Origin of the sequence: Actinospineispora acaciae DSM 45401, from assembly GCF_000620785.1 — a bacterium.
Classification (GTDB): domain Bacteria; phylum Actinomycetota; class Actinomycetes; order Mycobacteriales; family Pseudonocardiaceae; genus Pseudonocardia; species Pseudonocardia acaciae.
The window spans coordinates 66,615-72,840 of record NZ_JIAI01000023.1; the positions used below are offsets into that span (position 1 = coordinate 66,615).

General features: G+C 73.4%; 7 protein-coding genes. 6 read left to right on the forward strand and 1 reads right to left on the reverse strand.

Annotated features, from left to right (window positions below; translation table 11 throughout):
• The first annotated feature begins 15 nt into the window (after window positions 1–15).
• The 4 genes from N912_RS0145155 to N912_RS0145170 are packed head-to-tail and all read left to right on the forward strand — an operon-like array spanning window position 16 to window position 4,657.
• Window positions 16–1,641 (forward strand): OPT family oligopeptide transporter, encoded by a 1,626-nt coding sequence (locus N912_RS0145155; RefSeq protein WP_084211949.1) that lies wholly within the window; start codon window positions 16–18, stop codon window positions 1,639–1,641.
• An 8-nt stretch (window positions 1,642–1,649) separates the two neighbouring features.
• Entirely contained in the window at window positions 1,650–2,681 is a 1,032-nt protein-coding gene (locus N912_RS0145160) for a 2,5-dihydroxypyridine 5,6-dioxygenase NicX family protein (protein ID WP_028927630.1), read from the forward strand.
• 6 nt (window positions 2,682–2,687) lie between these two features.
• The gene (locus N912_RS0145165) at window positions 2,688–3,977 is read left to right on the forward strand and encodes an alpha/beta fold hydrolase (protein WP_028927631.1); all 1,290 of its coding nucleotides are present in this window, start codon (window positions 2,688–2,690) and stop codon (window positions 3,975–3,977) included.
• Entirely contained in the window at window positions 3,974–4,657 is a 684-nt protein-coding gene (locus tag N912_RS0145170; protein WP_028927632.1) for an AroM family protein, read from the forward strand. The genes N912_RS0145165 and N912_RS0145170 overlap by 4 nt, the downstream gene beginning before the upstream one ends.
• 7 nt (window positions 4,658–4,664) lie before the next feature.
• On the opposite strand, the gene N912_RS0145175 is transcribed toward N912_RS0145170, so the two are convergent.
• A complete protein-coding gene (locus tag N912_RS0145175; protein WP_028927633.1) occupies window positions 4,665–5,222 on the reverse strand; it encodes a cysteine hydrolase family protein in 558 nt (185 codons plus the stop codon).
• Between the two features lie 87 nt (window positions 5,223–5,309).
• Between N912_RS0145175 and N912_RS0145180 the strand changes: the two genes are divergently transcribed.
• Both N912_RS0145180 and N912_RS0145185 read left to right on the forward strand, forming a co-directional pair.
• The gene (locus N912_RS0145180; protein WP_028927634.1) at window positions 5,310–5,837 is read left to right on the forward strand and encodes a DUF6879 family protein; all 528 of its coding nucleotides are present in this window, start codon (window positions 5,310–5,312) and stop codon (window positions 5,835–5,837) included.
• A gap of 66 nt (window positions 5,838–5,903) precedes the next feature.
• Window positions 5,904–6,226 (forward strand): SNF2 helicase-associated domain-containing protein (locus N912_RS0145185; protein ID WP_028927635.1); only part of this gene is annotated, 323 nt, incomplete at its 3' end.

Sequence of the window (6,226 nt, forward strand, 5' to 3'; positions counted from 1 at the left end):
CCCGGAGGTCCGACAATGGTGTCGCCCGAACCGATCGCCCGCCTGACCGGCGACGAGGACCGCCACCCCGGCGCGTTCGGCCCGGTCACGCTGGTCCTGACCATCGCGCTGAGCGTGCTCGGCGCGATCATCGGCCTGCACCTGGTCACCACGCTGGGCATCACGGCGAACACCTCGGTCATCGGGGCGCTGGTCGCCATGCTGGTCGGCCGGGTGTCGGTGCTGGGGCTGCGCGCGATGCGCTCGGTGCACCGGCAGAACCTGGTGCAGAGCGCGATCTCCGCGTCCACCTTCGCGGCGGCCAACGCCTTGCTCACCCCGATCGCCGTGCCGTTCGTGTTCGGCCGGCCCGACCTGGTGTGGCCGATGCTGGTCGGCGCCGTGGCCGGGCTCGCGGTGGACGCCTGGGTGCTGTTCCGGATCTTCGACAGCAGGTTCATGCCGGCCACGGCGGCCTGGCCGCCGGGGGTCGCGGCGGCCGAGACGATCATCGCGGGCGACCGCGGCGGCCGGCGCGCGGTGATCCTGGCCTGCGGCGGGGTGGTCGGGTTCGGCGGCTCGTGGCTCGGGCTGTCCATGTCGGCGGCCGGCGTGGCGTTCATCGGCAACATGTGGGCGCTGGGCATGTTCGGCCTCGGGCTGCTCATCGCCCAGTACGAGCCGGGCCTGCTCGGGGTGAACCTGAACGCCCAGTACATCCCGCACGGCGTGATGATCGGCGCGGGCGTGGTCGCGCTGGTGCAGGCGGTGCTGATGCTGGCCCGCCGGCGGGCGCGGCGAGCGGCCGGGACGCAACAGGACGCCGCTGACCCGAGCCTGGAGCCCACCGTGGACGAGGCAAGGGTGCGCCGCTCGCTGGCCGGCGGGTACCTGCTGTTCGTGGCGGGCGCGCTGGTGCTCGGGCTGGTCGGCGGGGTGTCCGAGGACCTGTCCGCGCCGGCGCTGGTCGGCTGGGTGCTGCTGGCCGGGTTCGCCGCGCTGGTGCACGAGATCATCGTGGGGCTGGCGGCCATGCACGCCGGCTGGTTCCCGGCGTTCGCGGTGACGTTGATCTTCCTGGTGGTCGGGCTGCTGGTCGGCATCCCGCCGCTGCCGCTGGCGCTGCTGGTCGGGTACTGCGCCGCCACCGGGCCGGCGTTCGCCGACATGGGCTACGACTTCAAGGCCGGCTGGCTGTTGCGCCGCGCGCACCGCCCGTACCTGCCGTTCGAGCTGGCCGGCCGCCGCCAGCAGTTCCTCTCCGCGGTGATCGGCTGCGCGGTGGCCGTCGTGGTCGTCGCCGTGCTGTGGCAGACGTACTTCCGGGGCGGCCAGCTCCCGCCCGTGGCCAAGGTCTACGCCGCGACCGTCAAGGCCGGCCTGGCCAACCCGGACCACGTGGTCAACCTGGCGCTCTGGGCGATCCCGGGCGCGCTGGTCCAGCTGCTGGGCGGCCCGAGCCGGCAGATGGGCATCCTGCTGGCCACCGGGCTGCTGGTGGCCACCCCGAACGCCGGCTGGCTGGTGTTCGCCGCGCTGATCGTCCGGGTGGTGTACGGCCGGATCCGGGGCGGGCCGGCGGAGAACGAGCTGTCGCTGGTGGGCGCCGGGATCATCGCCGGCGACTCGATAGCGGCCACCGCGAACGTCGTCAAGAAGTAGGGAGACGCATGTACCTGGGGTACGAGGCCGCGCTCGGGGCGCGCAAGCTGGTCGAGGAGATCATGTGCGTCAAGCCCGGCGAGAACGTGGTGATCACCGTGGACACGGCCGGCGACGAGCGGGTCGCCGACCTCACCGCGCGGGCGGCCGCGGCGGCGGGCGCGGTCCCGACGGTGGTGCGCTACCCCACCCGGCTCACCTCCGCGGCCGAGCCGCCGGGGCCGGTCGCCGGGGCGGTGCGGGAGGCGGACGTCTGGATCGAGTACGCCGTCGGCTACGTCATGCACAGCGACGCGTTCCGGGCGGCCATCGAGAACGGCGCCCGCTACACCAACCTCACCGCGATGGACGTCCGGATGCTGGTGGACACCGTCGGCCGGGTCGACTTCGCCGGCGTGACCCGCCTCGGCGAGGCCCTGGTCCGGCTGCTCGCGGCCGCCGACGAGGTACGGATCACCACCCCGGCCGGCACCGACGTGACCGCCCGCAACGGCGGGCGCCCGGTGAACCTGCGCGGGGTGCCGGCCACCGAGCCCGGCCAGACGGTCATGCTGGCCGGCCAGATCTCGTGGAACCCGCTGGAGGACACCCAGCACGGCACGCTGGTGTTCGACGGGGCGCTCTGGCCGCCCGACGAGCTGGGCCTGCTGCGCTCGCCGGTGCGCTGCACGGTCCGCGAGGGACGGGTCACGGACATCTCCGGCGGCGCCGACGCGGCGGTGTTCCGGCGCTGGATGGACGGCCACGGCGACCCGAACATGTACCGGATCGCGCACTGGTCACTCGGCTTCAACCCGGGGGTCCGCGCGCCGACCGGTCGGATCGTGGAGGACGAGCGCGTGTTCGGCTGCGTCGAGCTGGGCATCGGCACCAAGGGCGCCTGGATCGGCGGTGAGCCGTGGGTGGCGGCCGCGCACACCGACGGCAGCATGCTCGGTCCGTCCATCTACCTGGACGGCGAGGCGATCGAGGAGGAGGGCAGGTACGTGCATCCTGAGCTGGTCGGGCTGTGCCGCGAGCTGGGCGTGCAGGGGTACTGAGCAGCCATGGAGACGGTGTCGTACAGGCGTCCAGGCCTGGTCGTGCGCGAGCACCTGCTGACGGTGCCGCTGGACCACGGCGAACCGGACGGCGAGAGCATCGAGGTGTTCGCCCGCGAGCTGGTCGCGGCCGGGCGGGAGCACGAGCGGCTGCCGTGGCTGCTGTGGTTGCAGGGCGGGCCCGGCGGGCGGGCGGACCGTCCCGCCGGCCCGGTGTCCGGCTGGCTGGCGCGGGCGCTGCGGGAGTTCCGGGTGGTGCTGCTCGACCAGCGCGGGACGGGGCGCTCCACGCCGGCCACCCGCCAAACGGTGCCGGCCCGCGGCGACGCGCCCGCGCAGGCCGCGTACCTGGCTCACTTCCGCGCGGACGCCATCGTGCGCGACGCCGAGCTGCTGCGCCGCGAGCTGGCGGGGGCCGAGGCGCGCTGGACGCTGCTCGGCCAGAGCTATGGCGGCTTCTGCGTGCTGGCCTACCTGTCGCTGGCCCCCGAGGGCGTCCGCGAGGCGCTGGTGGCCGGCGGCCTGCCCGCGCTCGACGGCGGCCCCGATCCCGTGTACCGAGCGACGTATCCCCAGGTCGCGGCGCTGTGCGAGGCGTACTTCGAGCGCTACCCCTCCGACCGCCCCCGCGCGGCCGACATCGCGCGGCACCTGGGGGACGAGGAGGAGCGGCTGCCGACCGGCGAGGTGCTGACCGCGCGCCGGTTCCAGACCCTCGGCAACGACCTGGGCAACCGGGCCAAGTTCGACGGCCTGCACGCGCTGCTGGAGGACCCGTTCGTCACGGTCGGCGGCGCGCGGCGGCTGTCCGACGCGTTCCTGCACGGGCTGTCCGGCGCGGTGTCGTTCGCCACCCGCCCGCTCTACGCCGTGATCCACGAGCCGATCTACTGCCAGGGTTCGGCGTCCCGCTGGTCGGCGCACCGGATCCGGGACGAGCAGGGCGGGCGGTTCGAGCCGGACGCGGACCCGTTCCTGTTCACCGGCGAGATGGTCTACCCGTGGATGTTCGACGAGGACCCGTCGCTGGTGCCGCTGCGGGGCGCGGCCGAGCTGCTGGCCGCGAAGGACGGCTGGCCGAGGCTCTACGACCCGGACCGGCTGGCCGCGAACCAGGTCCCGGTCGCGGCGGCGATCTACGTCGACGACATGTACGTGCCGTTCGAGCCGTCCCTGGCCACCGCCCGGCGGGTCGGCGCGCTGCGGCCGTGGATCACCAACGAGTACCACCACGACGGCATCCGAGAGGACGGCGCCACCGTGCTGGACAAGCTGCTCTCCCTGGTTCGATCATGACGTTCAAGACGCTGGGTGTGGTGACGATCGGCCAGGCGCCGCGCGACGACCTGGTGCCCGCGCTGGTGCCGCTGCTGCCGCCGTGCCGGATCGTGCAGCGCGGCGCACTGGACGGGCTGACCCGCGCCGACATCGACGCCCTGGCCCCCGCGCCCGGCGAGCACCCGCTGGTGTCCCGGCTGGCCGACGGCGACAGCGTGGTGTTCGGGCACGACCGGTCGCTGCCACTGGTCGAGCGGGCGGTGGCGCGCGCGGAGGACGACGGCGCCGACGCGGTGCTGATCGTCTGCAGCGGCTCGTTCCCGCCGCTGCCGCACCGGCGCCCGCTGCTGCTCACCGAGCCGCTGGCGCACCACGCGGTCGCCGGGCTGGCCGCCGGCGCCAGGGTCGGCATCGTGCGCCCGCTGGCCGACCAGGTCGAGGACGGCGCCCGCGCCTGGGGCCGCACCCTCGGTACGCCGGTGGCCGCCGTCACCGCCGTCAGCCCGTACACCGCCACGCTCGCCGAGATCGCCGCCACCGCCGCTCAGATCGCCGACCGCTGCGATCTGATCGTCCTGGACTGCATCGGCTTCGACGACGCCATGCGCACCGCCGCCGCCCGCGCCACCGACCGCCCGGTACTGCTGGTCCGCACCCTCGCCGCCCGACTCACCGCCGAACTACTCGCCGGCCTGTAGCGCCGGCTTACAACCGCCCCAACGCCTCGCCAAGGCTCACCACGCGCCCGAAGTACCTGTCGATGTCCTCCAACGACGCCTCCGCCAGGTGCGGCCGGTTGGAGTTCGTGGCCTCCCTCGGCAGCACCACCTCGTACCCCGCCGCGAACGCGTCCTGAACCGTCGCCCGGACGCACACGTTCGTCTTCACCCCGGCCACCACGACCGTGCCGATGCCCTGCTCGCGCAGCAACAGATCCAGGTCCGTGCCGTAAAAGGCCGAATACCGCCGCTTGGGCAGCTCGACCTCGTTCACCCCGCCGCTTGGCTCGAAACCGGCGACATACCGCGACTGGTCATCCCCGATCTCACAGTGCACCGGAATCTTCTTATGCTCGAAGTCAACGAGCCCAGGCCGATGCCGCTCCACCGCATGCACCACCAGCCGCCCCGACCCGCGAGCCTTGCCCAGCAGCTCCCGCAGCGGCCCGAGCACCCGCGCCGAGTCCGGATAGTAAGCCGGCCGCCCCGGCTCGAAGAACGCCTCCAGCACGTCGACCATCACCAACGCCACCCCGTCGCCCATCGCCCTCGCCCCGCCCTTCTCCCCCTGACGTCCAGGCCCGACGATGTCGAGTATCGAGTCTGGCGGCGGCGGAAGTGGGTTGGATCGATGGAGTTGCTCCAGGGCGAAGCATTCGACGACCTGTTCCGAACCTTCGAACGCGAGGCCTTCCATCTGGAGCTCCAGGACAGCTACCACACCCCGGAGGAAACCGGCCCATTCCGGCTGTTCCTGGACGGGAAGGACGATGACCTCGGCTGGCATCTGCCGTGGCTGAACCTCGTTCGCGAGGTCACCGCCTCGGGTCGGCGCATTCGGCGGGCACGGGTGGTCACAGTTCCACATGTGGACTACACCCGCTGGGGGCTCGCCGTGGCGGAACACAACGTCGCCGCCGGTGAGGACATTCGCTGGCTACCCCGCCATCTCGTCGACGCCGGCGCGCTCACGCTCGACGACTATTGGCTGTTCGACGACGAGCGGGTTGTCTTCACCGTGTTCGAGCCGGGCGGCAGGTTCGCCGGCGGCGCGGCCACCGTCGATCCGGTGATCGTCCGTCACTGCCGCGAGGTCAGGGATCGGGTGTGGCAGATGGCCGTCCCGCACGGCCGGTACCGGGTCGGCGGCCCTCGATGAACGTCGCGATGCCGTCGAGGACGCGGCCCAGGCCGAAGTCGAAAGAGCGGGCGGGGTCGTGGGCGGTTGGACCAGGCCGGGTTCGGCGTGCTGCTGCCGTCCTGGTGGGGGTCGACGGGGCGGCTCGGGCTGGCGGTGTCGGCGACCAGCACCCCGGTGGACGGCGTGGTGACCGCCAGCGGGCTCAACCGCGAGGCGCTCGGCCGGTTCGACTGGCGGCTGGCGGTCGGCGACGAGGTGCTCACCGAGGACGAGATCGCCGAGCTGGTCGCGACCAAGGCGCCGTTGGTGCGGCTGCGCGGCAAGTGGGTGGCCGTCGACCCGGAGCGGCTGCGGCGCGGGCTGGAGTTCCTGCGCACGGCGCCGTCCGGGGCGGCCACCGCGGGCGA